Origin of the sequence: Kribbella sp. NPDC003505 (assembly GCF_040610875.1) — a bacterium.
Taxonomy (GTDB): domain Bacteria; phylum Actinomycetota; class Actinomycetes; order Propionibacteriales; family Kribbellaceae; genus Kribbella.
Genome location: NZ_JBEXNA010000015.1, coordinates 113544 through 139817, shown reverse-complemented (window position 1 = coordinate 139817; position 26274 = coordinate 113544). Strand labels below are relative to the sequence as shown.

Genomic DNA, 26274 nt, shown 5'->3' with positions numbered 1-26274 from the left:
TCGCCATGACCATCGCGCGTTTCAAGGACCTCTGCGTCGACGTGTCGTCGCCGAGCGAGATGGCCGCGTTCTGGGGCCGGGTGATCGGCCTCACGACCCCCGCCGACAACCCGAACGTCCTGGTCGGCGACGCCCCCGAGAAGACCGTCTGGATGTGCACGGTCCCGGAGAAGAAGACCGTCAAGAACCGGGTCCACCTGGACGTCGTCACCGGCGCGGTCGCGGACCTGGAGCGAACAGGAGCGGCGGTGCTGACCCCGGCGAGCGAGCAGCAGCAGTGGACGGTGCTCACCGACCCCGAGGGCGGCGAGTTCTGCGGGTTCGTGCGCGAGACCGTCCCGGCGTACCGGCTGATGGAACTCATCGTCGACTCGGCCGACCCGGAGGCACAAGCCCGGTGGTGGGCGGGCGTGGTCGGCGGCGAGTTCTCGACCCGCCCGGGCCGGCCGTACCACTGGATCGAGAACGTGCCCGGGATGCCGTTCAAGTACTGGGTCTTCGTGCCGGTCCCGGAGCCGAAGACGGTGAAGAACCGCGTGCACTGGGACGTCACCGCCCCTGCCCTGCAGCCGGTCCTCGACGCGGGTGCGACACTGCTGCGGCCCAAGGACGACGAGATCGGCTGGCACGTCTGCGCCGACCCCGAGGGCAACGAATTCTGCGTGTTCCTGCCTCCGGAGGCCTCATGAAGCTGGATCTGTCCGCGTCCGCGTCCGACCTGACCGAGGCGCTGGTCAACATCTCCTCGGTCAGCGGCGCCGAGGAGAAGCTCGCGGACAAGGTCGAGAAGGCGCTCTCGGCGTACCCGCACCTGAAGGTGTTCCGGCACGGCAACACCGTCGTGGCCCGCACCGACATCGGCCGGGCCGAGCGCGTCGTCCTGGCCGGACACCTCGACACCGTGCCGCTCAACGACAACCTGCCCGCGCGCCGCGCCGACGGCCTGATCCACGGCCTCGGCGCCTGCGACATGAAGGGCGGGGTCGCGGTCGCGCTCCGGCTCGCCGCGACCCTCGACGCGCCGAACCGCGACGTCACCTACGTGTTCTACGACTGCGAGGAGATCGAGGCCGAGCGGAACGGCCTGTTCAAGCTGACCCGCTCCAACCCCGAGCTGCTCGAGGGCGTGTTCGCGGTCGTGATGGAGCCGTCCAACGCGGTCGTCGAGGCCGGCTGCCAGGGCACGATGCGGATCGAGGTCAGCACCCGCGGCGAGCGCGCGCACTCGGCCCGCTCGTGGATGGGGTCGAACGCGATCCATGCCGCGGGCGAGGTGCTCGCCCGGCTCTCGGCGTACGAGCCGCGGCGGGTGCCGATCGACGGCCTGGAGTACCGCGAGGGGCTGACCGCGGTCGCGATCGCGGGCGGCGTCGCGGGCAACGTCGTACCGGACCTGTGCACGGTCACGATCAACTACCGGTTCGCGCCGAACCGGTCCGAGGCGGAGGCCGAGGAGCACCTGCGCGAGGTGTTCGAGGGGTACGACGTGGTCGTCACGGACTCCGCGCCGGGCGGACTCCCGGGGCTCGAGCGGCCGGCCGCGGCGGCGTTCCTGCAGGTGGTGGGCGGGGAGCCGCAGCCGAAGTTCGGCTGGACGGACGTGGCGCGGTTCACGCTGCTCGGCGTACCGGCGGTGAATTACGGCCCGGGCGACCCGCTGTACGCGCACAAGCAGGACGAGTTCGTGCCCGAGGCGGAGATCGAGCTGTGTGAACAGCGGCTGAGGAGTTGGTTGACAGACCGCGCGTAGCCCGGCCGGGTTACCGCGCAGGCCATAACCTGGAGGCATGTCAGAACCATCGATCCACCCCGACCGTCCGGTCGGCCAGCAGCAGCGCGGGCCGATCGTGATGCGGCGCAAGCAGGTGCAGCACTCCACCTCCGAGCAGCGGCTGCTGGACAGCCGCGGCCCGTCGGACTGGGTGCACACCGATCCCTGGCGGGTGCTGCGGATCCAGTCGGAGTTCATCGAGGGGTTCGGCATGCTCGCCGAGCTCGGCGCCGCGATCAGCGTGTTCGGCTCGGCGCGCACCAAGGTCGAGGACCCGATGTACGCCGCCGCCGAGGAGTTCGGGCGGAAACTGGTCGGTGCCGGGTACGCGGTGATCACCGGCGGCGGGCCGGGCGTGATGGAGGCCGCGAACAAGGGCGCCTCCGAGGCCGGCGGCGTGTCGGTCGGGCTCGGCATCGAGCTGCCCTTCGAGAACGGCCTCAACGAGTGGGTCGACATCGGCATGAACTTCCGGTACTTCTTCACCCGGAAGACGATGTTCGTGAAGTACGCCCAGGGGTTCGTGGTGATGCCGGGCGGGTTCGGCACGCTCGACGAGATGTTCGAGGCGCTCACGCTGGCACAGACCCGGAAGGTCACGTCGTTCCCGGTCGTGCTGTTCGGCACGTCGTACTGGGGCGGCCTGGTCGACTGGCTGCGCACCACGATGCTCGAGGACGGCAAGATCTCGGCCGCCGACCTCGACATGTTCATCGTCACCGACGACGTCGACGAGGCGATCAGCTACATCGTCAAGGCCGGCGAACTGGCCGACGAGGCCGCCGAGGAGGCCGCCGAAGCCGCCGCCCGCGAGGTGGACGCCGCCAACGACCCGGCCCGCCGCGCGCACCGCCTGGGCTCCGACGGGAGCTGAAATCCTGGGCGACTTCGCGGTTGACTCGCCCGGCATGGCACGATCGGTCCCGTGATGTGGTTCTTCGGGCTGATCGTGGTGCTGTTGATCGGGGCTGTCGCGGTAGTCGCCTCGGGGCGTTGGGGTGCCATGAACACGGCGTACGACGACCGGCCCGACATGACCGTGCCCGCACGGCAGGCACTCACCTCCACCGACATCGAGTCGGCCCGCTTCGCGGTCGGCGTCCGCGGCTACCGGATGGACGAGGTCGACACCCTGCTCGAACGCGTCGCGAAGGAAGTCGCCGAACGCGACCGCCGCATCGCCGACCTCGAACGCGCGGTGGCCCCCATCGTCGAGGCCCCCGACGGCCACGGCTTCACGTCCCGCCCCTACGACCCGGCCGAATTCGAAGACACCGGCACCCAGCCCCCCATCCTCGTCGGCGGCGACTTCCCGGTCCCCGACGACTCCACCGAAGACCCCACGGAGTCCCCTGGCAGTACCGGCGGCACGGCAGCCGCGGATGGGACGGCGAACGAGGCGGGCAGCGCCGGCGACGCTGATGAACCCAGCGGTACGGCGGGCGCGGCCGGACCGGCGGGGTCGGCGCACGCGCCGGGTGACACCGACACCGCGGATGAGACCAGTGGTACGCCGTCGTCGGCGGCAGGCGCGGCTGACGGCCCAGACGGTACGGCGGAAGCGGGCGGCAGTGAGGCTGGACCGACCGGGTCGACGCACCCCGCGGCCGGGGCTGACGGCCCGGATGAAGCCAGCGGTACGCCGTACGCGGCGGGCACGGCTGGTCCTGGCGGGGCGGCGTACACGGAGGAGGCGGAGGACGCCGACGAGCCGGAGACGAGCGAGCTGCCAGGGGCGGGCCGCGGGGCTGCCGACGAGTACGAGCGCCTGCAGGCCGAGGCCCGCGCCGTACTGGAGGCCCAGTCCCAGCCCGTCAGCCCCCGCCGCACGCCGGCCCCGCAACAGCCGGCCGGGGAGTCACCTTCGTTGACGCCCGCGCAACGGTACGACCAGCTGGTGCAGAACCAGCGGTCGGAGCAGCCGGCACCCAGCCGGTCCGCACCCGCCGAGCCGGAGCCCGACAGCCAGCAGGCCGCAACGCACTGGACGTCACAACCCCCGCAGCAGGAGCAGGCCGGCGACACCCAGGCCACAGAGGAGACGCCGTACCAGCAGCCCGCGGACCCGCAGCAGGAGCAGGGCAGCGAGACTCAGGCGACCGAGCAGGCGCAGCAGCAGACCCCGCAGCAGCAGGGTGGGGTAGAGGCGGCTAACGGGTCGGCTGGGGATGAGGAAGGGTGGCGGTTCTGGCCGCCGGCTGATCAGGCCGGCGAAGGTGCTTATCGCCGGCCTAGCTGATCGGCAGGACGGGTAGCTGTCACGCAGCCGTTTGGAGTTCTGTCGGTCGGGTCGGGTTGACTGGGGGCATGGTCTTCAGACACTGGGAGCGCGCAGAGCGGCGCCTTGGCGCGTTGGCGTCGGTCGGGGTTTGTGGGGTGCGGGTATGACGGTGCTCGGGCCGGACGGGCTGGCGCGGTGTGGGTGGGCGACGTCCGCGCCGGAGTACGTCGAGTATCACGACACCGAGTGGGGCAAGGAGATCCGCGACGACATCGGGCTGTTCGAGCGGATGACGCTCGAGGGCTTTCAGTCGGGGCTGTCGTGGATCACGATCCTGCGCAAGCGGGAGAACTTCCGGGCCGCGTTCGCGCGGTTCGATCCGGAGACGATCGCGAAGTACGACGACGCGGACTTCGAGCGGCTGATGGCCGACCCGGGGATCGTCCGCAACCGGCTGAAGATCAACGCGACGATCTCGAACGCTCGCGCGCTGCTCGAGCTGGCCGACGGCGAGTTCACCGAGCTGCTGTGGTCGTTCCGTCCGGCGAAACACAAGGCGCCGAAGACGCTCGCCGACGTGCCGGCCACGACGCCGGAGTCGGTGGCCATGTCGAAGGCGCTGAAGAAGAAGGGTTTCGTGTTCGTCGGACCCACCACGGCGTACGCGTTGATGCAGGCCACCGGCATCGTCAACGACCACTTGACGACCTGTATAGCCCGGTAAATCCCGTGCACGTGCATCTGCAAAAGGCAGCTGCAAAAGGCTCTTTGGGGAAATCCAAAGACAAACGGCTGAACGAGTTGTGCTCCGGCCACTGAACGTGATGAAGTGTTCGGCGGGCTCCCCGGCTGTCAGGTGGTTGTCCGGCCGTGACTCGCCCGGCCGGAACGTGGTCGTGGGGCCCACCAAACGTTCAGAGGGGGTCCGGGCCGTGGCCCGGACCTCCTGCTACGGAAGCTTGTTCATGCCGTCCGCGGTGAAGGCCGTCCGGAACACGTCGGTTCCGGTCAGCCCGGTCAACTGGGTGCCGGCGGGGTTCGCGGTGAGGTAGAGATTCGCTTCGGCGTAAGCGTCTGCCGCATCGTCGTCCGCCGTACCGAACTGTCGCGTCCAGGTCCGCGTCCGGTCCGGCGCGTACTTCGCCAGCACACCGTCGAACCTACCCAGTGGTGCGACCAACGATCCGTCGGTGAACCCGCCGACGTAGACAGCGCCGCCGGGATCGACCGCGATTGCTGCCGCCTTGTCGTTCCCGGTGGTTCCGAACTGGTCCCGCCACGTCAGTACGCCGTCCGCATCGGCACGAGCAACCAGGACGTCCTTGTCGCCGTTCAGCGTTCCCGCGAAGTCGCCCGCGGTGTAGCCCGTCAGGTACACGCCACCCGCCGGATCGGCCGCCAGACCCCACACCTCGTCGGACGCCGAGCTGCCGAACTGCTTCGTCCACACCGCATCGCCCCCGGACGAGTAGCGTGCCAGGAACCCGTCGATCCCACCGGCCGGCGTGCCGAGCTCGCCGGCTGTCATGCCCGACAGGTAGACCGCGCCGCCCGACACCGCGACCGCCATCCCCTTGTCCTCGCCCGCGCTGCCGGTCTGCCGCAACCACACCTGCTTCCCGTCGGCGTCGAGCCGCGCGACGAACACATCCTTGTCGCCCTGGTTCGCGCCGCCGAGCGCGCCCTTCGTGTAGCCGCCGACATACATCGTGGTCCCGTCGACCGCCAGCGAGTAGCTCCGATCCGCCACCCCCGGTACGCCGAACTGCGTCAGCCACCGCCGGTTCCCGTCGGCGTCGTACTGCGCCACGAAGGCATCGTCCGTGGCGTTCCCCGGATGCGCACCGTCCAGGTCCCCGTTCGTGTACCCGGTCACCACGACGCGTCCGTCCGCGTCCACCGCGACGCCGTACGCGCGCTCCGTCCCGCCGGTGCCGAGCGACCGCGTCCACGCCCGCGACCCGTCGGGGCGGAACTTGACCAGCGCCACGTCCGTCCCGCCGGCGTACGGCTGCCCGTCCAGCGCGCCGGCCGCCGCGACCGCCTGGTAAACGTTGCCTGCGGCATCTGTCGCGATCCCGCCGGCGCGGTCCTCGCCCGGCGTACCGGTGATGGCCGCCTGCATCGGCGTTGCCGGCGGCTTCCCGAGGTACCGGAACACGTACTTCGCGCCTTCGGCGAACGTCGGACCCCACACGTCCCAGTCGTGGCCGCCCTCGACGACGCGGAACTCCGACGTCAGGGTCGGCACCCGGGATGCCTGGTTGAACACGACATGGGCCTCGAAGTCGAGGTCGTGGGTCGCGTCGACCGCTCGAGGGTTCTTGTACTCGTCGTCGCCGACCGCGATGAACAGCTGCGAGCGCAGCCCGGTGGCGGCGAACGACGTCAGCGCGGCCGGCCAGTTCAGCTTCCGGTACGTCGCCTCCACGAACGGGTCCCTGCCCTTGCCGAAGGCACCGAATTCACGGGTGCTCGAATCGCCCGGCGGCAGCGGGACGTACACCGCCGGGCTGAGCGCGATCGCGGCGCCGAACAGGTCCGGGTGCGCGAGCGAGTACCGCAGCGCGCCGGCGCCGCCCATCGAGTACCCGGCGATCGCCCGCGCGCTGCGGTCCGCGATCGTGCGGTACGTCGCGTCGACGTGCGGCAGGAGATCTTTCAGGAACGCTGTCTCGACCTGCCGCCCCGGGTCGGTCCCGGTGTAGGCCGAGTCGACGTACCAGCTCGCCCGGCTGCTCCATGGCGCGTCCGGCATGATCGCGATCGCCGGCGGGATCTCGCCGCCGCCGATCAGTTCGTCCAGCCGGCTCTTCACCTGGGTCCAGGCGCTCATCGAGTCGCCGCGCCCGTGCAGCAGGTAGATCACCGGGTAGCGCTGCGCCGACGCGTCGTACCCCGCCGGCAGGTAGACGTTGTAGTTGATGTCCTCGCCGAGCGTCGCCGACCGCACGGCGGCCGGCGCGATGGTGCCCAGCGGGACGTCGGGTGTCGCGGTGGACCCGGGCACGACAAAGCTTCCGACCAGCGTGGCGGCGGTCAGAACAGGCAGCAGCAGTTTCCTCACAGGTCAGGTTGTAATCGCTTACGTAAACGATTACAAGACCTGACCGCTCAGCGGCCGTGGAAGGTGGGCTTCTGCTTGGCGACGAAGGCGTCGACGGCGTTGCGATGGTCCTCGGTGCTGCCGGTGAGCTGCATCTTGGTCGCCTCGAAGGCGATCGACTCGGCGAGTGTGTGGCTGGCCGAGTACCCGACGGACTGCCGGATGGCTCCGTACGCGACGGTCGGCCCGGCCGCGAGCTTCCCGGCCAGCTCGGCGACCGCGCTGTTCAGGCCGTCGGCCGGGACCACCGAACTCGCCAGCCCGAGGTCCAGGGCCTCGGCGGCCGGGATGGTGCGCGGGAAGTACAGGAGCTCGAGCGCCTTCGCCTGGCCGATCAGGCGCGGGAGGGTCCAGGAGATGCCGGTGTCGCAGGACAGGGCGATCCCCGCGAACGCGACGTTGAAGCCCGCCGTGTCGGCCACGATCCGGAAGTCGCACGCGAACGCCATCGACGCGCCGGCCCCGGCCGCGACGCCGTTCACCGCCGCGATCACCGGCTTCGGCATCTCGGCGAGAGCCAGGGCGATCGGCGCGTAGTGGTCCGGTACGGTGCTCCACAGCGCGGCCTGGTCGTTGGCCTGCAGCAGCCCGATGTGCTCCTTCAGGTCCTGCCCGACGCAGAACGCCCGTCCGGTTCCGGTCAGGACGACGACCCGGACGGCGGGGTCGTCGGCGGCGGCCTGGACCGTGTCGCGGAGCAGGACCTTGGTCGGCGTGTCGAGCGCGTTCATCGCCTCCGGCCGGTTGAGGGTGACGGTCGCGACACCTTCGGCGACGGCGTACGTGACGGAATCACTCATCGTGGTCAGCTCCTTGACAGTCAGTGAGATTTCAGACGAGATTTTCAGTGCTGGGTCAGGCAGTTGTCGACGAAACGCCCGGCCGCGGGGCTCAGTCGTTCGGCGTGGAAATCGAAGAACGCGGCGGCCTTCGTCCCGGCCCAGCCGGCCGGCAGCAGCTCGTCCGGAAGCCCCGGATCGCGGAACAGGAACTTGCGCCACTCGTGCACCAGCTCGGACCGGACCGCGAACGCCTGCTCGTCGCTCGTGTCGGCGCCGGCGGCGTCCACCACGGCCTTCGCCTCGATCAGCCAGGCCTCGTACGACGCGCCGAGCTCGTCGAGTTTCCAGACCCGCCGGGCGAACGCCGGAGCGCCGCTGTCGACCGGGGCGCGGAACCGGTCCGCGGCGATGCCCTCCGCCGCCAGGATCTGGTCGACCTCGGTGTCGTTGCGCAGCCCGACCCAGGCGCCGTCGGACAGCGGAGCCCAACCCAGGAAGGAAAGTTGGCCCGCCAGCTGATCGCGGCGCCGGGCGTTCGGGACCTCGCGCAGGATGCCCAGGTGCCAGTGCCGGTCCCAGTCGCCGGGGCCCTCCGAACCGGCCGCCACCGGTGTGCCGTCGGGCGCGGTGCGGTAGATCCGGACGGCCGCGTCGTCGAGGCGGCGACGCGCCCGGGCGGTCAGCGCGTATCCGGGCTGGCCGTCGATCCGGACCGGCTCCAGCCAGCCCTGCCGGACCATCCGGGAGACGGCTGTCCGGACCGCGGGCGGATGGACGCCGAGCGGCGCCAGCAGCCGGACGAGAGCGGCGACCGGGGCCTGCGCACCTCGCGCGCGCAGGTGGTCGCCGTACAGGTCGAAGAGGGCTGAACGGGCGTGCACAAGACTCGAGTCTGCCGTATGGTGCACGGCTCTGGCCCGGGATCGGGAATAATGGGGCCTGATACACACTGCGATACGCGCCGACGGCGCATCACCGCAACGGCGCCGGCGACGGAACGTCTGCGCGGTGTCGTCGCTCAACACCGACACTGGGAAGGGGTGCGCGCATGGCGGCGATGAAGCCGCGGACGGGCGATGGTCCGCTCGAGGTCACCAAGGAGGGCCGCGGGATCGTGATGCGGGTTCCGCTCGAGGGCGGCGGCCGGCTCGTCGTCGAGCTCAACGCCGAAGAGGCGACCGAGCTCGGAAACGCACTGAAGGCCGTCGTCGGCTGATCACATCCTCCGGGGGTGACCTTCGCCCCTGCCTTTCACCGACCCCGGTGGGTGCCGCTCTTTTCGGCACCGGCCGGGGTCGTTACGGTTTGCTTTGCTCTAGCTGATCCCTATCTGGTCCCTGTCTGATCAAACAGTGAGGTTCGACCCAGTGGCTCGCCGCAGCAGCACGTCTGTCTTTCCCAGTCTTCCGGTCGTTGCCTGGCAGCCCGGTCTGCCGGTGCACGGGTCGTCGACCTGGGTGATCGTCGTCGGCACCGAGGACGGCCTGCCGGCGGCCGCGAAGGAAGCGGGGGAGCGGCTCGGCGTCGACCTCGACCGGTTGTACGAGGCGCAGTGCGGTACCGGGTTCAGCCCGTCTGCCGGCGCTACGGCGGCGTACCCGCTGCTGACCGGTGACGTCGCCGAGATCCTGCTGGTCGGGGCCGGCGACGTGAGCGCCAAGGACCTGCGACACGCCGGGGCGGCGGTCGCGCGGTTCGGCCGCGGCAAGGACGAGCTCACCACTGTCGTTGCCGAAGGCATCGACGACGCGAGGCTGCAGGCGTTCGCCGAGGGCGTGGTGCTCGGCTCGTTCTCGTACACGCAGAAGACGGTCGACCCCGGCAAACCCGCGGTCGGCACGGTGACGTTGACCGACGGGTCGGCGGCCGTGCGGCAGCCGGTCATCGACCGCGGTGTGGTGATCGGGCGCACCGGCTGGCTGGCCCGGCAGCTCGCGATCACCCCGTCGAACGAGAAGGACCCGGCCTGGCTGGCGGCGCGCGCGACCGAGGTCGCCGCCGCGACCGGTCTCGAGGTGACGGTCTGGGACGAGAAGAAGCTCGCCGCGGACGGCTTCGGCGGCATCCTCGCGGTCGGCCAGGGCTCGACCCGGCCGCCGCGGTTCGTCCGGCTCGACTACACGCCCGCGGGCGCCACCAAGAAGACGCCGTACGTCGTGTTGGTCGGCAAGGGCATCACCTACGACACCGGCGGCCTGTCGCTGAAGCCGCGCGAGGGCATGGTGTCGATGAAGCGCGACATGACCGGCGGCGGCTCGGTGATCGCCACGATGTCCGCGCTGCGCGACCTGGGCGCGAACGTCCGGGTGACGGGTCTGGTCTGCGCCGCGGAGAACATGCCGTCCGGTTCGGCGTACCGTCCGGACGACGTGATCCGGCACTTCGGCGGCCGCACCACCGAGGTGAAGAACACCGACGCCGAGGGCCGCCTGGTGCTCGCCGACGGGCTCGCATACGCTGTGCAGGAGCTGAAGCCCGACGTGCTCGTCGACATCGCCACGCTGACCGGCGCGATCAAGGTGTCGCTCGGCGCGATGCTGTACGGCGGGATGTTCGCGACCGACGACGCGCTGGCGGACAACCTCGCGGACGCCGGCCGCGTGTCCGGTGAGGAACTGTGGCGGATGCCGCTGCCGGCCGAGTACGAGGAGCTGATCTCCACGCCGATCGCCGACTCGGTGAACAGCTCGAAGGGCCCGGGCTCGATCACCGCCGCCCTGTTCCTGAAGGCGTTCGCCGGCGACGTCCCGTGGGCCCACCTCGACCTGTCGTCGATCGCGGAGTCCCCGGCGGACCGCTTCGAGTACTCCGTCGGCGCGACCGGCGCCGGCGCCCGCCTGCTCAGCACCTGGCTGTCCTCGGACACGCCGACGTCCGGTATCGGCTGATCCCCGCCTCTGGTGGGTTGACGTCCGAGATGGTGGGTTTGCGCCCGGGATCTCGGACGCCAACCCGGCATCCCTTGGGTGGACCCACGAGAGGGGTTATCCACAGATCGTGGTGATTGCCGTCGGGGAGGGCGTCTCGGGAGCGATGCTGGTGGGGTGAATCCTCGACTGAAGGTGATCGCGTCCGCGCAGGGAGGCGTGATCAGCCGGGCGCAGGCGATCGGTGCGGGGTACAGCCGCGAGCAGATCACCAATCGTCTCGCCGACGGTCGCTGGGAGCGTGTTCGCTACGGGCAGTACGCCGAGCGTCAGGACCTGAGCGCGCTGCCGGATTGGGAGCGCCGCATCCTCGGTCACCGGCGCCTGGTCCATGCTGCGATGAACTCGATGCGCCCCGGATCGGCGGTTGTGAGCCACCACTCCGCGCTGGTCATGCACGGCGTACCGGTCTGGCGGGCCGATCTGTCCGAGGTCCAGTTGACGCGGACGGCGGGCATGCGGAGCGGGCCGCGTACCGGCGTACGCCACCACCGCGCGAAGCTCGGTCCTTCCGACGTGACCACCGTCGCCGGGCTCGCCGTGACCACGGCGACGCGGGCCGCGGTCGAGGTGGCCACGACACTGTCGTTCGAATCGGCTGTGGTGAGTGCCGACGCCGCATTCCGGAGACCGGAGGTCCGCGCCGAAGACCTGCTTCGGTTGCGCGACGTCACGGGCAACTGGCCGGGCGGTCCCGCGATCCGTGCGGTTCTCGACTTCGCCGACCCGTTGTCCGAGTCGGTCGGCGAGAGCCGGCTCAGGATCCTCATGCACAACGAAGGCCTGCCGACGCCGGCGCTGCAGGTGGAGTTCACGGATGCCGACGGCTTCGTCGCACGCGTGGACTTCTACTTCCTCGAGTACAACACCGTCGTCGAGTTCGACGGCCTGGCGAAGTACGGGGACGGTACCCGCGAGGTGCTGGTCCGCGAGAAGCTCCGCGAAGATCGCCTGCGCGCCCTGGGGCTCGAAGTCGTCCGGATCACCTGGGCCGACCTCGAGCATCCGCGCCGCACGGCGCTGCGCATCCGTCAGGCGTTCGCGCGCGCACGCCGTACCCCGCTGGCGAGCTGACACCAACCGCTCGAAACTGCCGGGTTGACGTCCGAGATGCTGGGTTGGCACCTGGGATCTCGGACGCAAACCCAGCCTCTGGTGGGTTGACCCACGAGATGCAGCGCGCCGGGCGATCGGGGCTTGTGGCAACTACCTGAAGCGGTCGCGGAGGAAGGCGACGATCCGGTCGCGGGCCGGGCGGGCCTGCGGTACCAGGCCGGGCATGCTGATGAAGGCGTGTCCGGCCTTGGAGTACTCGCTGACCGCGACTGTGGTTCCCGCCTCCCGCAGGCGCTCGGCGTACACGCGGCTGTGGTCCGCCACCGGGTCGAGCACCGGGATCACCAGCAGCGTCGGCGGCAGCCCGCCGAGGTGGTCGGCGTACAGCGGTGACACCGGGCGCGGATCCGCCCCCTCCGGGACGGCAAGGCGGCGGAAGAACTCGAGCGACTCGCGGGTGAGCGTCGGCGTGTCCGGGTACTGCCGCACCGAGTCGTAGTCGAGCGCGGTCGAGGTCACGTCGACGCAGGCATTGACCAGCACCTGCGCCCGCAAGGACAGTCCCGCGTCGCGGGCACGCAATGCGGAGAGTGCGGCGACCATCGAGCCTGCGCTCTCGCCGGCCACCGCGACCCGGGTCGGGTCGATGCCCCACTCGGACGCGTGCTGGAACACGTGCCGCAGGACGTCCCAGCCGTCGTCGACCATCACCGCGAGCGGCGTCTGGTGGTCCATCAGCCGGTGCTCGACGGAGATGACGACCGCGGACACCCGCGCGGCGACATGGCTGTTGATCCAGTCGCACTGCACCGCGGTGCCCACGTAACCGCCGCCGTGCACATGCAGGACCAGCGGCAGTGTGCCCGAGCCCTTCGGGCGGTGCACCCGGACCCGGATCGTGCGGTCGGCGAGCCGGACCTGCTGCCAGCTGATGGTCACGCCGCTGTGCGGGATGCCGGTGAGCAGGCGGGCGAAGCGGGAGTTGACGATCCGGTTCGCGACTTCGCCGAACGCGGCGAGATCGGCCGGGGTCATCGACCGGTAGTCGGGCTCCTTGCGCACCGAGTAGACCAGGCGGACGCCCAGAGGGGCCCGCTGTGCGGGCGGGGCCAGGGTGGCGGATCTGTTCATCGAGCACCGTCCTTGCGGTTTCGCTACGACTAGTATCGATACCGAAGGTAGCATAACTCGATAGGGTGGGCACATGGCTCCCAGCACCCGGCCCCCCGGCCGGCCCCGTTCGAGTGTCGACGCGGAGGTGTTCGCCGCGACGCTGGCGACGATCCACGAGCTCGGGTACACCCGGGCCACGGTCGACCGGATCGCGGCGGCGACCGGGATCGCGAAGACGACGATCTACCGGCGCTGGCCGTCCAAGGGCGCGCTCGTGACCGCCTGTCTGGTCGACACCTTCGGCCCGCTGCCCCCGGGCGGCCGCGACCGTGCGCAGGACCTGGCCGCGGCGATCCGCTTCGGGGCGCGCCGGATCGCCGAGCCCGGGGTCGCGGCCGCGTTCGCCGGCGTGTTCACGGACGCGATCGGTGATCCGGAGCTGCGCGAGATCCTGTCCACGCAACTGCAGGACCCGTACCGGAAGGTGCTCATCGAGTCGCTCGGGTTGTCCGAGCAGCGCGTCCTGTTCTTCATCGACGTCGTCATCGGCACGCTGCTGCACCGCATGGGCATGACCGGTGAACCGATGGTCGAGTCCGACGTCGATGCCCTGATCGCGATGCTCCAACGCGAACTGGGGGTTAGGCCCTGGTTACCGTAGATCGCATGGACGGTACGAACGCGTTGGGCGACTACCTCCGGGCCCGGCGTGAGCAGGTGCGGCCCGAGGACGTCGGCATCCGGAGTATCGGCATGCGCCGCGTCCCCGGGCTGCGGCGTGAGGAGGTCGCGATGCTCGCCGGCATCAGCTCGGACTACTACCTCCGCCTGGAGCAAGGCCGGGACCGCAACCCGTCGGTGCAGGTGCTGGAGGCGCTCGCCGGCGTACTGCGGCTGGATGCCGACGCCACGGCGTACCTGCTCGGGCTCGCGCAGGAACGCTCCGTCCCGAGACAGCAGCCGCGGGTCGAGCAGGCTCCGGAGAGCATCGTCGAGCTGATCGCCGGGTGGCCGAACACTCCGGCGTACGTGCAGAACAAGTACACCGACGTCCTCGCGGTCAATGCGCTCTGCGCGGCGCTCTCACCGAACTACGCCGTCGGCGTCAACCTGCTGACGGCCGTCCTGCTCGACCCCCGCGAGCAGGACCTGCGCCGGGACTGGGACGAGCTCACCGAGGAAGGCGTCGCCGTGCTGCGCTCCGAGCTCGGCCCGAACGTCGACGACGCTCGGCTGAAAGACCTTGTGGGCGACCTGTCGGTCCGGAGCGAACGGTTCCGGCAGCTGTGGGCGCGCCACGAGGTGCGGCCCCGGCGCGGCCGGCTGAGCAAGCTCACCCATCCTGAGGTCGGCGACCTCGACCTCCGGTCGGACAAGCTGACGATCGGCGGCACCGACAACGTGACGCTGGTCGTCTTCCATGCCGTGCCAGGATCCCGCGACGAGGAGTCGCTCGCCCTGCTCGGCAGCCTGGTCGCTCCTCAGGACGCACCCCGCGTCAGGCCCAGCGAGCATAGGCCCGAATGATCTCCGGGAACGCCGCGAACGCCGTTCCCACATGGTCGACGGCACCCATCGAATGCACCGTCACGCTCGCTCCGCGGGAGCGCAGGGACGCCGCGCACGAGTCGGCGTTGGACGCGACCACGTCGGTGTCCTTCGTTCCGTTGTAGAGGTGCACCGGGACCCGCGGCGTCCAGTCCTGGCAGATCCGGTCGGCCTGCCGGAGTGCCTGCAGGAACCGCCCGGCGGGGTGCTGCAGCTGCTCGGCGAACTCCGGCGTGAACAGCTTCTCGGGCGAGTCCGGAAGGCCGGCGACGATCTCCTCGAAGGTGTGCGTGCCGTCGAACAGTCCCTCGACGGTGGCCGCGTACGGCGCCTGGAACGCCTCGCGCGGATCGTCGTACAACCCGACGGTCCGGTTCCACGCGGTCACGAAGTAGCCGAGGTAGAACGTCGCGGTCGGCGGGATCACGCGCCCGTCGAACGCGGCCGGGAGCTCCTGCCCCAGCAGGTCGTACGGTCCCGCGACAGCGCGGATCGCGCCCAGCCGGGACGGCCCGGCCTCGCCGCGGCTCAACGCGCGCCCGAACGCCAGCGAGGCGCGGCCGCCCTGCGAGAAGCCGGTGACGAGCACGTCCCGCTTCAGCGCCACCCCGTGCCGGCCCGCGAACGTCCGCGCGGCCGTCAGCAGATCCACCGACGCGGAGATTTCGGTCTTCGTGTCGATGTACGGATGCAGGCCCGGGCCCGCGCCCAGCCCGAGGTAGTCGGGCGCCACGCCGACCAGCCCCTGACCGGCGAACAGGGCCGTGACCAGGCGATCAGTCGACGTATCGTCGACCGAGGCGGCGTCCTTCTTGGTGGCGCTGGTGCCGTGCAGGTACTCCACCGCGGTCAGCGCGCCGCGGCGGCCGTCCGGGAGTACGACGATGCCGCTCGCTGTTGTCGGACGGCCATGGGGATCGACCGTCCGGTAGATCAGCCGGTACGCCGTGACGCCGTACGACGAGCGCGGCGCGTCGGGGAAGTCGGCTGCCGCCGCGTCGAGCTGAGCCGCTGTCAGGTGGGCGATCGGCGTTGCCGAGACGACCGCGCCGCGCAGACCCTGGGCTGTGGAGGCGGCGGGGTTGAAGGCTACCGGTTGGTGCGCTGCCGCGAAGGCGGCCGCCGGGTAGGCGAGCAGGGCGGCAGTGGCGAGAGTGGCGGCGACCGTCTTGGTCAGGCGAGTAGTCATACCTCGACCCAACCGCCGACGGCCCCCGCGCAGAATGGTGCGAACTCCCGGGCGCAGGTGGGGTTTTGCCTACCCGAGCAGGCTGGTGTACAGCTCGACGGTGCGTTGCGCGACGGCGTCCCACCCGAACTGCGAGACCGCGCGTTCGCGCCCGGCCTTGCCCATCGCCGACGCCTTGGCCGGGTCGTCGACGAGCGCGTTGATCCCGTCCGCCAGACCGCGCTCGAAAGTGTCCGTGTCGTGCTCGTCGTACGGCACTAGGATGCCGGTCACGCCGTCGTCGACGACCTCGGGGATGCCGCCGACCGCGCTCGCGACGACCGCGGTCTCGCAGGCCATCGCCTCCAGGTTGACGATGCCGAGCGGCTCGTAGATCGACGGGCAGCAGAACGCCAGCGCGTGCGTCAGCACCTGCCGGACCTCTTCGCGCGGCAGCATCTCGGAGACCACGAACACGCCGTCCCGGGCCAGCCGCAGGTCGTCGATCAGCGCGTCGGTCTCGGCCTTCAGCTCGGCCGTGTCGGCCGCGCCCGCCAGCAGCACGAGCTGCACCGAGGGGTCCAGCCGCAGCCCCGCCCGGAGCAGGTGCGGCACGCCCTTCTGCCGGGTGATCCGGCCGACGAACGTCACGTACGGACGGCTCAGGTCGACGCCGAGCCGCTCGAGCACGTGCGTCGACGGATCCGGCCGGTAGAAGTCGGCGTCGATGCCGTTGGAAATCACGTGCACGCGTGCCGGGTCGATCGACGGGTAGCAGTCGAGGACGTCGGTCCGCATACCCCGGCTGACCGCGACCACGGCGTCGGCGGCCTCGTACGCGGTCCGCTCGGCCCAGCTCGACAGCCGGTAGCCGCCGCCCAGCTGCTCGGCCTTCCACGGCCGGCGCGGCTCCAGCGAGTGTGCGGTCACCACGTGCGGTACGTCGTACAGCAGCTTGGCCCAGTGCCCCGCCATGTTCGCGTACCAGGTGTGCGAGTGCACGAGCTGCGCGCCGCCGACCGCGGCGGTCATCGTCAGGTCGGTGGACAGGATCCGCAGCGCGGCGTTCGCGTTCGGGATCCGCGGGTCGTCCTCGGAGTGTGCGGTCGCGCCCTGCCGGGGCTCGCCCATGCAGTGCACGTCGACGTCGATCAGCCGGCGCAGCTCGCGGACCAGGAAGTCCACATGCACCCCCGCCCCGCCGTACACGTCCGGAGGAAACTCACGCGTCAGGATGGCGACCTTCATACCGCCCGACGATAGGTCATCATGCGACGGCTGTCGGCACCCAGAAGCGCAGCTTTCCGTGTCGTTCGTCTTCCAGTTCGCCGCCGGCTGCCTCGATCACCTTGCGCGACGCGGTGTTGTCCAGGTCGCACGTCACCAGGGCCGGGTCGATGCCGAGCCCGGCGGCGATCGGCAGCGACTGGACGAGCATCTGGGTCGCGTACCCGTTCCGGCGGGCCGACGGACGGACGAAGTACCCGATGTGCCCGCCGACCTCGGTCAGCGCCGGTGTCAGCTCGTGCCGGATCGAGAGCCGGCCGAGGAACTCGACGCCGTCGACGAACCACAGCACGGTCTGGTGCACGAACCCGGCCGGCAGCACCGTCGCCGGCTCGGCCTCGCTCCTGATCGTCTCGACCATCCGGTGGAACTCGCCCGGGTCGGCGGCCTGCTCCCGGGTCCACTCGGTGTCGTCGGCGAGTGACCGGGTGCCCATCCAGCGCTCCTGATCCGGACCGAGCTCGTCCCAGGCCGCGAGGAACGAACGGTGAACGGCGACGGACGGAACGATGAGGATCGGCATCCTCACAGTGTCGCGACACGAGCAACCGCTTATGCAAGAGGGCTCCCGGCGTTAAGGTGCGGACATGGCAAAGGCGCCCAGTGTTCTCGGAATCGTGCTGGCCGGTGGCGAGGGGAAGCGGTTGATGCCGCTGACGGCGGACCGGGCCAAACCGGCCGTGCCGTTCGGCGGCAGTTATCGCCTGATCGACTTCGTGCTGTCGAATTTGGTCAACGCCGGTTATCGAAATCTCTGTGTGCTGACGCAGTACAAATCGCATTCGCTCGACCGGCACGTCACGCTGACCTGGCGGATGTCGACGTTCCTCGGCAACTACGTGACGTGCGTCCCGGCGCAGCAGCGGCTCGGCCCGCAGTGGTACCAGGGCAGCGCGGACGCGATCTACCAGTCGATGAACCTGATCAACGACGCGGACCCGGAGTACATCGTGGTCTTCGGCGCCGACCACGTGTACCGGATGGACGCCTCCCAGATGGTCGCCGCGCACATCGAGCGCGGCAACGGCGTGACCGTGGCCGGCATCCGGGTGCCGCGCGTCGAGGCGACCGAGTTCGGCGTCATCAAGACCGGCGCCGACGGCCAGGTGATCGAGGAGTTCCTGGAGAAGCCGGCCGACCCGCCGGGGCTCCCGGACTCCCCGGACGAGACGTTCGCGTCGATGGGCAACTACGTGTTCACCCGGGACGTGCTGGTCGAGGCGCTGCGCAAGGACGCCGCGAACCCGGCGTCGCGGCACGACATGGGCGGCGACATCGTCCCGATGCTCGTTGCCGAGGGCAAGGCGGGCGTCTACGACTTCAAGGACAACGACGTACCGGGTGCCCTGGACCGGGACCGCTCGTACTGGCGGGACGTGGGGTCGCTGGACTCCTACCACGAGGCGCACATGGACCTGGTGTCGATCCAGCCGGTGTTCAACCTGTACAACCACGACTGGCCGATCTTCACCTCGCACCCGCAGCTGCCGGGCGCGAAGTTCACCGACGACGCGACGGTCGGCGAGTCGATCGTCTGCCAGGGCTCGATCGTGTCCGGCGCGCACGTCGACCACTCGGTACTCGGGTCGAACGTGATCGTCAGCGCCGGCGCCGACATCCAGCGCTCGGTGATCATGGACAACTGCCGGATCGGCAAGGACGTCGTGCTGAAGAACGTGATCCTGGACAAGAACGTCGTCGTCCCGGACGGCACCCAGATCGGCGTCGACCAGGACTACGACCGGGAACGTGGCTTCACCGTCTCCAAGGGCGGCGTCACGGTGCTCGGCAAGGGACAGGTGATCGAGCCGCCGAAGGCCGCGACGACCGCTCAGACCGGCGCCGACGAGGTCACCGAGGCGTGAGCACGCAAGCCGAGGCGCTGCAGCTCGATGCCGCGGATCCCGGGCACCGGGAGCTGTTCGACGTACCGCCGGCGCAGGGCGGCGACCACCCCGAGGTGGCGTACTTCGCCGGCAACTCGCTGGGGCTCCGGCCGAAGGCGACCCGGGCCGAGCTGCTCCAGGACCTGGACTCGTGGGCCGCACTCGGCGTCGAAGGACATCTCGACGCCGAGCGGCCCTGGTTGCCGTACCACGAGCTGCTGACCGGTCCCGCGGCGCGGCTGGTCGGCGCGCTGCCGAGCGAGACGGTCGTGATGAACACGCTCACCGTCAACCTGCACCTGTTGATGGTGTCGTTCTACCGGCCGACGCGATCGCGGCACCGGATCGTGATCGAGGACTCGGCATTCCCGTCGGACAGCTACGCCGTCCGGTCGCAGGTCCGGTTCCACGGGTACGACCCGGAGGACGCGGTCGTCCGGCTGCGCCCGCGGCCGGGGGAGAACAGCCTGCGGACGGCGGACGTCGTCGAGCAGCTCGGCGGCGACGTGGCGCTCGTCCTCCTCGGCGGGGTGAACTACCTGACCGGCGAGCTGATGGACATCCCGACGATCACCAAGGCCGGTCATGCGGCCGGCGCGGTCGTCGGGTGGGACCTCGCGCACGCGGCCGGCAACGTCCCGCTGGCGTTGCACGACTGGAACGTGGACTTCGCGGCGTGGTGCTCGTACAAGTACCTGAACTCCGGTCCGGGCGCGATCGCCGGTGCGTTCGTGCACGAACGGCATCTCGGCGGGGACCTGCCGCGGTTCGAGGGCTGGTGGAGCACGGAGGCGAAGACGCGGTTCGAGATGACGCCCGAATCGCGACCGCCGGCGAGCGCGGACGCGTGGCAGGTGTCCAACCCGCCGATCTTCTCGATGAGCCCGGTGCGGACCTCGCTGGAGATCTTCGACCGGATCGGCATCGACGTCCTGCGGGAGCGGAGCTTGCGGCTGACGGCGTACCTCTCGGGGCTGCTCGCGGGCTTCGACGTCATCACGCCGAGCGACCCGGCGCGGCGTGGGGCGCAGCTGTCGTTGCGGGTCCGCGGCGGGGCGGGGGAGCTGTCGCGGCGGTTGCGCTTCGAGTACGGCGTGATCGCGGACTCCCGGGAGCCCGACGTGCTGCGGCTCGCGCCGGTGCCGCTGTACTCGACGTACCACGACTGCTGGCGGGCCGCGTCGGCGTTGGCCGGGGTGATGGCATGAAGGTCGCGATCGTCGGCGCCGGCCTGACCGGCTCGCTGCTCGCGTGTTTCCTCGCCCGCCGCGGGTTGTCCGTGACGCTGTACGAGCGGCGGCCGGATCCGCGGGTCGCCCAGGTCGAGCGGGGCCGGTCGATCAACCTGGCCATCTCCGAACGCGGCCTGGACGCGTTGCGGCGGATCGGCCTGGTCGATCAGGTGATGGCGGACGCGCTGCCGATGAAGGGCCGGATGATCCATCCGGTCGCGGGGCCGCTGGACTTCCAGGCGTACTCGGCGTCGGGGGACCGGGCGATCAACTCGATCAGCCGGGGCGCGCTGAACAACGCCTTGCTGTCGGCCGCGGCGGCCGCCGACGGCGTGACGGTCGAGTTCGAGCACCGGCTGGTGGAGCTCGATTCGGCGGCCGGGCAGCTGGTCTTCGCGACGCCGTCCGGCAAGGTCTCGGTGACGGCCGACGTGGTGCTCGGCGCCGACGGCGCAGGATCCGCGGTCCGCGAGCAACTGCTTGCCGAGGGCATCGTCGCGGAGGACGTGGACTTCCTCGACTACGGGTACAAGGAGCTGTCGATCCCGGCGGACGACGGCGAGTTCGCGCTGGATCCCGGAGCCCTGCACATCTGGCCGCGCGGTACGTCGATGATGATCGCGCTGCCCAACCCGGACCGCTCGTTCACCTGCACGTTGTTCTGGCCGGCCGGGTCGTTCGACGCGCTGACCACGGCGGACGCGATCTCGGCGCACTTCCGTGAGCACTATCCCGATCTGTTGCCGCTGGCCCCTGATCTGGTCGACGACTACCTGAACAACCCGGTCGGCGTGCTCGGGACCGTGCACACGCTGCCCTGGCAGGCGCACGGGCGGACGGCGCTGCTCGGCGACGCGGCGCACGCGATCGTCCCGTTCTACGGCCAGGGGGCGAACTGCGCGTTCGAGGACGTGGTCGAGCTGGACCGCTGCCTCGACGACACCGGCGGCTCGTGGGCGCGGGCCCTGCCGCTGTTCGAGACGCGCCGGCGGGAGAACACCGAGGCGATCGCGGAGATGGCGCTGGCCAACTTCGTCGAGATGCGCGACAAGGTCGCGTCCCCGGTCTTCCGGCTGCAGAAACAAGTGGAGCATGCCCTGGAACGCCTGCTCCCGGGCCGGTACGTCTCCCGCTACGAGCTGGTCTCCTTCTCCACGACGCCGTACGCCGAGGTCCAACGCCGCGTCCGCCGCCAGCACCAACTGCTGGGCGCAGGGGCGGTCGCGCTCGGCGGCGTACTGCTCGGGCTTGTTCGGAGGCGACTGCGGTGAGCTTGTGGTCGCCTGACTTGTTGACCGGACAGCCCGCGGCGGTTGGGTTGTTGCGTCACTTCGTCGGCGGATCGTTCGTGGCGAGTGCCTCGCGGTTCGCGAAGGTTTCGCCGGTGACGGGGGAGCAGATCTTTGAGGTCTGCGAGGCCGATGAGGCGACGGTTGATGCGGCTGTGGGGGCGGCTCGTGCGGCGCTGAAAGGCCCGTGGGGGCGGATGAGCGAACAGGAGCGGGCCGGCGTCCTGCGGCGGGTCGCGGACGGGCTCGAGCGGCGGTTCGAGGACCTGGTGGCGGCCGAGGTCGGGGACACCGGGAAGTCGATCAGCCAGGCGCGCACGCTGGACGTCCCGCGCGGCGCGGCGAATTTCCGCGCGTTCGCCGACTTCGCGACGACGCTCCCGACCGAGTCGTATGCGACGACGCTGCCCGACGGGCGACGGGCGCTGAACTACGCCGTCCGTAAACCGGTCGGTGTGGTCGCCATCGTCGTCCCGTGGAACCTCCCGCTGCTGCTGCTCACCTGGAAGGTCGCCCCGGCTCTCGCCTGCGGCAACGCGGTCGTGGTGAAGCCGTCCGAGGAGACGCCCGCGTCGGCGACCGTGCTCGCGGAGGTGATGGCGGAGGCCGGCGTACCGGACGGTGTCTTCAACCTGGTGCACGGCTTCGGCCCGTCGTCGGCGGGGGAGTACCTGACCCGGCACCCGGGCGTGGACGCGATCACGTTCACCGGCGAGTCCGCCACGGGTACGGCGATCGCCAAGGTCGCGGCGGACCGGGTCAAGGCGGTGTCCTTCGAGCTCGGCGGCAAGAACGCCGGCCTGATCTTCGCCGACGCCTCGCTCGACGACGCCGTCGAAGGCTCGGTCCGCTCGACTTTCACCAACGGTGGCCAGGTCTGCCTCTGCACCGAACGCCTCTATGTGCAGCGACCGGTGTTCGACGAGTTCTGCGCGCGCCTGGCCGCGCGCGCCGCCGAGCTCACGTACGGCTGGCCCGCCGACGAGGCCACCACGAACATGCCGCTGATCTCCGAACAGCACCGCGACAAGGTCCTCTCGTACTACGACCTCGCCCGGGCCGAAGGCGCCGAGGTGTTGACCGGCGGTGGCGTACCGACGTTCGGGGACGCCCGCGACGGCGGCTGCTACGTACAACCCACCGTGGTCACCGGCTTGCCGGCGGACGCTCGGACCAATCGTGAAGAGGTGTTCGGGCCGATCTGCCACGTCGCGCCGTTCGACACCGAAGAGGAAGCCTTCGCCCTCGCCAACGACAGCGACTACGGGCTGGCCGCGACCGTCTGGACCCGCGACGTCGGCCGGGCCCACCGCGCCGGTGCGGCCCTCGACGTCGGCCTCTGCTGGGTCAACACCTGGTTCCTGCGTGACCTGCGCACGCCGTTCGGCGGAGTGAAGCTGTCCGGCGTCGGCCGTGAGGGCGGGCGGCATTCGGTGGACTTCTACACCGAGACGACGAACGTCTGCGTGGAGCTGTCATGACCGTCGTGCCCGGGAAGGCCACGCCGCGCGGCCGGTTCCCGCATGTGAAGGTGCAGAACGGTTTCGCGTTCGTGTCGGGGACGTCGAGCCGGCGGCCGGACAACTCGATCGCCGGGGCCTCGGTGGACGCGATGGGCACGGTGTCGCTGGACATCCGGGAGCAGACCCGGGCGGTGCTGGAGAACATCCGCGACATCCTGACGGCGGTGGGGGCGGGACTCGAGGATCTCGTCAGCGTCACGACGTACCTGGTGTCGATGAACGACTTCGGGGGGTACAACGAGGTGTACGCCGAATTCTTCGACGAGTCCGGGCCGGCCCGGACGACCGTCGCAGTGCATCAGCTGCCGCATCCCCAGCTGCTGATCGAAATCCAGGCCGTAGCGGCGATCCCGCACGAGGAGGAGTGACACATGGTCAACCTGGAGTCGACGAACTTCCCGCAGTGGATCGAGGAGAACAAGCACCTGCTGAAGCCGCCGGTCGGCAACAAGCAGATGTTCCCGACCGGGGACGACTTCATCACGATGGTGGTCGGCGGCCCGAACCAGCGCACCGACTTCCACGTCGACCCGTACGAGGAGTTCTTCTACCAGATCTCCGGCGAGCTCCGGGTCAACGTGATGACCGAGGACGGACCGGCGACCGTCGCGGTGAACGCCGGTGAGATGTGGGTGCTGCCGCGGAACATGCCGCACTCGCCGCAGCGCGGCCCGGACTCGATCGGCCTGGTGATCGAGCGGGTCCGGGAGCCCGGGGTGCTGGAGAAGTTCCGCTGGTACTGCGGCAACTGCAACGGGATCGTCCACGAGGTCGAGCTCCAGGTCACCGACATCGTCGCGGACCTGCCGCCGGTCTTCAACGCGTTCTACGACAGCGAGGAAGCCCGCACCTGCCCGAACTGCGGCACGGTGCACCCGGGCAAATGACCGTCGACGTCCACACCCACCTGGTACCCCACGGCTGGCCGGACCTCGCGGCGGCGTGCGGTGGCGACGGGTGGCCGTGGCTGCGGATCGACTCCGAGCGGGCCGCGATGATCATGGTCGGCTCGACGGAGTTCCGCCCGATCGGCCCGCAGGCCTGGGATCCGGCCGTCCGGCGCGCCGATATGGATGCCGACGGCATCGATGTGCAGGTGGTGTCGCCGACCCCGGTGTTCTTCGGATACGAGCGTCCCGCGGCGCAGGCCGTGAAGCTGGCCGAGATCTTCAACGACCTCACCCTGGAGACGCTGGCCGGCGACGACCGGTTCGTGCCGTTCTGCCAGGTGCCGCTGCAGGATCCGGACCTGGCCTGCGCCGAGCTGGACCGGTGCCGCGCGGCCGGTCATGTGGGGGTGGAGATCGGCAACCACGTCGGCGACAAGGATCTGGACGATGCCGGGATCGTTGCCTTCCTCAACCATTGCGCCGCGACCGGTACGCCGGTGCTGGTGCACCCGTGGGACATGCCGGGCGGCCCGCGGCTGGATCGCTGGATGGCGCGCTGGCTGACCGGGATGCCTGCCGAGACCCATCTGTCGTTGCTGGCGATGATCCTCGGCGGCGCGTTCGACCGGTTGCCGCCGTCGCTGCGGATCTGTTTCGCCCACGGCGGCGGGAGTTTCGCGTTCTGGCTGGGGCGGCTGGAGAACGCCTGGCACCGGCGCGGCGACGTGGTCCGTGGTTGCTCCGAGCATCCACCGTCGGCGTACCTGGACCGGATCATGGTCGACACGGTCGTGTTCGAATCAGCGCCTTTGCGGCTTCTTGTCGATACCTTGGGGGAAGACCGCGTTCTGGTCGGCAGTGACTATCCCTATCCACTGGGTGAGCGGCCGGTCGGGGAGGTGGTACGGAAGGCCGGCTTCCTGACCGCGGAGCAGCAGCACAAGGTGCTGACGTCGAACGCCCTGCGTTATCTCGGGAGGTCTGAATGAGTGAGGACCGATCGGTACTGTCGCGCAAGGCGCCGGAACCGGACCAGGAACTGCGGTACGGCGACCACGCGGACCAGGTGATCGACTACTGGCCCGCGAAGGAGTACCGGCCGCTGATCGTCTTCCTGCACGGCGGCTTCTGGCGGCCGGAGTACGACCGGGTGCACGCCCGCTCACTGGGCGCGGCGCTGTCCGACCTCGGCTGGCCGGTCCTGTCCGTCGAGTACCGCCGCGAGCCCGGCAACCCGGACACCACCACCGCCGACATCCGTACGGCGCTGGACGCGCTGCCCGACCTCGTGGACGTCCACGCGGGTTACGTGCTGATGGGGCACTCCGCAGGCGGCCAGCTGGCGCTGTGGGCGGCCTCCACCCTCAACCCGGTCCGGCTACGCGCTGTCCTCGCCCTCGCCCCTGTGGCCGACCTGTTGATGGCCGACCAGCGCATGATCGGCGACAGCGCCGTCCAGGCCTTCATCGGCGGCGGAGTCCGCAACGACCTGGACCCGGTCCACCTCCCGGCCTCCATCGCCCCCGTCACCCTCATCCACGGCGTGAACGACACCGTCGTCCCCATCGCCGTCACCGAGTCCTACTTCTCCGCCCACCCCACGGCCCACTTCCACCGCGTCCCGCACTGCGGCCACTACGAACTGATAGACCCCCAGTCCGACCCCTGGCACGAAGTAACCACCGAACTGACCCGCCTGACGAGCTAGCCGCTACTTCAGGCGTTTGGCGGCGGTGAGGAGGCCGTCGGAGGTGGGGAGGAGGGCGGAGACCAGGTTGTCGTCGTCGCGGACGGCGCGGATCAGGTCCCGCAGGGCCATCGTGTCGGGGTCGCGGTGGGCGGGGTCGGCGACCCGGCCGCCGGTGAGGATGCCGGCGAAGGCGACGATGCCGCCGGGGCGGAGCAGCCGGAGCGCCTCGTGCAGGTACGCCGTGTTCTCGCGCCGGTCCGCGTCGCAGAAGACCAGGTCGTAGTGACCGTCGGTGAGCCGGGTGACGACGTCCAGCCCGGCGCCGGCGATCAGGCGGAACCGGTTCGACGCGACGCCCGCGTCCAGGAACGTCTTGCGCGCCAGCCGCTGGTTCTCCGCGTCGATGTCGACCGTGGTGAGGGTGCCGTCGGACCGCATCCCGCGCAGCAGCGCGAGCCCGGAGACGCCGGTCCCGGTGCCGATCTCGACGACCGCCTTCGCGCCCACGCCGGCGGCGAGCAGGCTCAGCGCGGCGGCCGCACCCGGGCCGATCGGGGCGACACCGCTGTCCGCGGCGCTCGCCCGCGCACCGGTGACGACCTCGTCCTCACCGGTGTAGTCCTCGGCGTACGCCCAGGACGTCGGGTCGATGCCGGTGGCGATGGCGTCCTCCCAGTGGTCAGCGAAGTGATGTGCGGCTGCGGTACCCATGCTGAACCGAAGCCTAGCGGTTGGAGGTCCGCTTTCCGTGACGCACGCGCGGAGGCTGCGCAGTCTTGCTCATA

26 protein-coding genes are annotated in these 26274 nt (G+C 70.4%); 18 read left to right on the top strand and 8 right to left on the bottom strand.

Features of this window, described 5'->3' with window-relative positions; all coding sequences use genetic code 11:
- Positions 1–5: 5 nt before the first annotated feature.
- The 5 genes from ABZX12_RS38080 (at position 6) to ABZX12_RS38060 (ending at position 4716) form a co-directional block, all read left to right on the top strand.
- A complete protein-coding gene (locus ABZX12_RS38080) occupies positions 6–689 on the top strand; it encodes a VOC family protein (protein ID WP_355700326.1) in 684 nt (227 codons plus the stop codon).
- Positions 686–1750, top strand: coding sequence for a succinyl-diaminopimelate desuccinylase (gene dapE / locus ABZX12_RS38075; RefSeq protein ID WP_355700325.1), 1065 nt, complete (start codon positions 686–688; stop codon positions 1748–1750). The genes ABZX12_RS38080 and dapE overlap by 4 nt, the downstream gene beginning before the upstream one ends.
- Before the next feature lie 37 nt (positions 1751–1787).
- Positions 1788–2645, top strand: coding sequence for a TIGR00730 family Rossman fold protein (locus tag ABZX12_RS38070; protein ID WP_355700324.1), 858 nt, complete (start codon positions 1788–1790; stop codon positions 2643–2645).
- Between the two features lie 54 nt (positions 2646–2699).
- The gene (locus ABZX12_RS38065) at positions 2700–4010 is read left to right on the top strand and encodes a DivIVA domain-containing protein (protein WP_355700353.1); all 1311 of its coding nucleotides are present in this window, start codon (positions 2700–2702) and stop codon (positions 4008–4010) included.
- A gap of 145 nt (positions 4011–4155) precedes the next feature.
- Positions 4156–4716 carry a DNA-3-methyladenine glycosylase I gene (locus ABZX12_RS38060; protein ID WP_355700323.1) on the top strand — a complete coding sequence of 187 codons (561 nt, stop codon included), beginning with the start codon at positions 4156–4158 and terminating at the stop codon, positions 4714–4716.
- A 225-nt stretch (positions 4717–4941) separates the two neighbouring features.
- Here the strand turns inward: ABZX12_RS38060 and ABZX12_RS38055 are convergent, their stop codons facing one another.
- The 3 genes from ABZX12_RS38055 to ABZX12_RS38045 are packed head-to-tail and all read right to left on the bottom strand — an operon-like array spanning position 4942 to position 8761.
- Positions 4942–7059 (bottom strand): alpha/beta hydrolase-fold protein, encoded by a 2118-nt coding sequence (locus ABZX12_RS38055; RefSeq protein WP_355700322.1) that lies wholly within the window; start codon positions 7057–7059, stop codon positions 4942–4944.
- Between the two features lie 47 nt (positions 7060–7106).
- On the bottom strand, positions 7107–7898 hold the full coding sequence (locus tag ABZX12_RS38050; protein WP_355700321.1) for an enoyl-CoA hydratase-related protein: 792 nt from the start codon (positions 7896–7898) through the stop codon (positions 7107–7109).
- Between the two features lie 44 nt (positions 7899–7942).
- Complete coding sequence (locus tag ABZX12_RS38045; RefSeq protein ID WP_355700320.1) at positions 7943–8761, bottom strand: PaaX family transcriptional regulator C-terminal domain-containing protein; 819 nt, start codon at positions 8759–8761, stop codon at positions 7943–7945.
- Positions 8762–8928: 167 nt separating this feature from the next.
- On the opposite strand from ABZX12_RS38045, the gene ABZX12_RS38040 reads away from it, so the two are divergent.
- The 3 genes from ABZX12_RS38040 to ABZX12_RS38030 all read left to right on the top strand — a co-directional run bounded on the left by ABZX12_RS38040 (position 8929) and on the right by ABZX12_RS38030 (position 11881).
- Positions 8929–9096: a DUF3117 domain-containing protein gene (locus ABZX12_RS38040; RefSeq protein WP_355476735.1), complete on the top strand. Its 168-nt coding sequence runs from the start codon at positions 8929–8931 to the stop codon at positions 9094–9096.
- Between the two features lie 151 nt (positions 9097–9247).
- The gene (locus tag ABZX12_RS38035) at positions 9248–10768 is read left to right on the top strand and encodes a leucyl aminopeptidase family protein (protein ID WP_355700319.1); all 1521 of its coding nucleotides are present in this window, start codon (positions 9248–9250) and stop codon (positions 10766–10768) included.
- Positions 10769–10924: 156 nt separating this feature from the next.
- On the top strand, positions 10925–11881 hold the full coding sequence (locus ABZX12_RS38030; RefSeq protein ID WP_355700318.1) for a type IV toxin-antitoxin system AbiEi family antitoxin domain-containing protein: 957 nt from the start codon (positions 10925–10927) through the stop codon (positions 11879–11881).
- 132 nt (positions 11882–12013) lie between these two features.
- On the opposite strand, the gene ABZX12_RS38025 is transcribed toward ABZX12_RS38030, so the two are convergent.
- Positions 12014–12994, bottom strand: coding sequence for an alpha/beta hydrolase (locus ABZX12_RS38025; RefSeq protein WP_355700317.1), 981 nt, complete (start codon positions 12992–12994; stop codon positions 12014–12016).
- Between the two features lie 73 nt (positions 12995–13067).
- On the opposite strand from ABZX12_RS38025, the gene ABZX12_RS38020 reads away from it, so the two are divergent.
- On the top strand, positions 13068–13637 hold the full coding sequence (locus tag ABZX12_RS38020; protein WP_355700316.1) for a TetR/AcrR family transcriptional regulator: 570 nt from the start codon (positions 13068–13070) through the stop codon (positions 13635–13637).
- Positions 13638–13642: 5 nt separating this feature from the next.
- Positions 13643–14503 (top strand): helix-turn-helix transcriptional regulator, encoded by an 861-nt coding sequence (locus ABZX12_RS38015; RefSeq protein WP_355700315.1) that lies wholly within the window; start codon positions 13643–13645, stop codon positions 14501–14503.
- Here ABZX12_RS38015 and ABZX12_RS38010 read toward each other — a convergent pair.
- From ABZX12_RS38010 to ABZX12_RS38000, 3 genes are all read right to left on the bottom strand, one after another.
- Positions 14475–15713, bottom strand: a complete 1239-nt coding sequence (locus ABZX12_RS38010) for a hypothetical protein (RefSeq protein ID WP_355700314.1) — start codon at positions 15711–15713, stop codon at positions 14475–14477. The genes ABZX12_RS38015 and ABZX12_RS38010 overlap by 29 nt on opposite strands.
- A 69-nt stretch (positions 15714–15782) precedes the next feature.
- Positions 15783–16940, bottom strand: coding sequence for a glycogen synthase (glgA, locus tag ABZX12_RS38005; protein WP_355700313.1), 1158 nt, complete (start codon positions 16938–16940; stop codon positions 15783–15785).
- 19 nt (positions 16941–16959) lie between these two features.
- Positions 16960–17502, bottom strand: coding sequence for a GNAT family N-acetyltransferase (locus ABZX12_RS38000; RefSeq protein WP_355700312.1), 543 nt, complete (start codon positions 17500–17502; stop codon positions 16960–16962).
- Between the two features lie 64 nt (positions 17503–17566).
- On the opposite strand from ABZX12_RS38000, the gene glgC reads away from it, so the two are divergent.
- The 8 genes from glgC to ABZX12_RS37960 are packed head-to-tail and all read left to right on the top strand — an operon-like array spanning position 17567 to position 25507.
- On the top strand, positions 17567–18844 hold the full coding sequence (gene glgC, locus ABZX12_RS37995) for a glucose-1-phosphate adenylyltransferase (protein WP_355700311.1): 1278 nt from the start codon (positions 17567–17569) through the stop codon (positions 18842–18844).
- Positions 18841–20073 carry a kynureninase gene (kynU, locus tag ABZX12_RS37990; RefSeq protein WP_355700310.1) on the top strand — a complete coding sequence of 411 codons (1233 nt, stop codon included), beginning with the start codon at positions 18841–18843 and terminating at the stop codon, positions 20071–20073. Before glgC ends, kynU begins: the two co-directional genes overlap by 4 nt.
- The gene (locus ABZX12_RS37985) at positions 20070–21368 is read left to right on the top strand and encodes an NAD(P)/FAD-dependent oxidoreductase (protein ID WP_355700309.1); all 1299 of its coding nucleotides are present in this window, start codon (positions 20070–20072) and stop codon (positions 21366–21368) included. Before kynU ends, ABZX12_RS37985 begins: the two co-directional genes overlap by 4 nt.
- Positions 21365–22867, top strand: coding sequence for a 2-hydroxymuconic semialdehyde dehydrogenase (locus tag ABZX12_RS37980; RefSeq protein WP_355700308.1), 1503 nt, complete (start codon positions 21365–21367; stop codon positions 22865–22867). Before ABZX12_RS37985 ends, ABZX12_RS37980 begins: the two co-directional genes overlap by 4 nt.
- On the top strand, positions 22864–23277 hold the full coding sequence (locus ABZX12_RS37975; protein WP_355700307.1) for a RidA family protein: 414 nt from the start codon (positions 22864–22866) through the stop codon (positions 23275–23277). Before ABZX12_RS37980 ends, ABZX12_RS37975 begins: the two co-directional genes overlap by 4 nt.
- 3 nt (positions 23278–23280) lie before the next feature.
- A complete protein-coding gene (locus ABZX12_RS37970; protein WP_355700306.1) occupies positions 23281–23796 on the top strand; it encodes a 3-hydroxyanthranilate 3,4-dioxygenase in 516 nt (171 codons plus the stop codon).
- Positions 23793–24788 carry an amidohydrolase family protein gene (locus ABZX12_RS37965; RefSeq protein WP_355700305.1) on the top strand — a complete coding sequence of 332 codons (996 nt, stop codon included), beginning with the start codon at positions 23793–23795 and terminating at the stop codon, positions 24786–24788. The genes ABZX12_RS37970 and ABZX12_RS37965 overlap by 4 nt, the downstream gene beginning before the upstream one ends.
- On the top strand, positions 24785–25507 hold the full coding sequence (locus ABZX12_RS37960) for an alpha/beta hydrolase (RefSeq protein ID WP_355700304.1): 723 nt from the start codon (positions 24785–24787) through the stop codon (positions 25505–25507). Before ABZX12_RS37965 ends, ABZX12_RS37960 begins: the two co-directional genes overlap by 4 nt.
- A 3-nt stretch (positions 25508–25510) precedes the next feature.
- Here the strand turns inward: ABZX12_RS37960 and ABZX12_RS37955 are convergent, their stop codons facing one another.
- On the bottom strand, positions 25511–26200 hold the full coding sequence (locus tag ABZX12_RS37955; RefSeq protein WP_355700303.1) for an O-methyltransferase: 690 nt from the start codon (positions 26198–26200) through the stop codon (positions 25511–25513).
- Between the last annotated feature and the right edge of the window lie 74 nt (positions 26201–26274).